Origin of the sequence: Streptomyces durhamensis (assembly GCF_000725475.1) — a bacterium.
In the GTDB taxonomy this organism is placed as follows: domain Bacteria; phylum Actinomycetota; class Actinomycetes; order Streptomycetales; family Streptomycetaceae; genus Streptomyces; species Streptomyces filipinensis.
Window position 1 is genome coordinate 1 of record NZ_JNXR01000174.1, and the last position, 309, is coordinate 309.

Annotated in this window: 1 protein-coding gene; it reads left to right on the forward strand. The window is 65.4% G+C overall.

Going from position 1 to position 309, the window contains the following annotated elements:
* Positions 1-6 precede the first annotated feature (6 nt).
* A partial coding sequence (locus IO33_RS54400) for an alcohol dehydrogenase catalytic domain-containing protein (protein WP_425348011.1) occupies positions 7-309 on the forward strand: 303 nt, incomplete at its 3' end.

The following is a 309-nucleotide window of genomic DNA, read 5'->3' on the forward strand; positions in this document are numbered from 1 at the left end:
GCAGGTATGAGGCGAGGGCGGTCTGTCGTCTTCAGGGGGCCCGGGACCGGCCTCGAGTGCGCAGAACGCGATGTGCTCCCGGCGGAGCCCCTTGAACTCGTGGTGAGGGTGACGCATGCGGGGGTGTGCGGTTCCGACGGACACCATCTCACCGGAGATGTTGCCGGGTCTGCAACCGACCGGGGATACAACAACATGGGTTCGTATCATCTCGGGCACGAGGGCGTGGGAACGATCGTGGAATTGGGAGACAGTGTTCACGCCGATCGGGCGGGGACCCCGATCGCGTTGGGCGACAGGGTGTTCTGG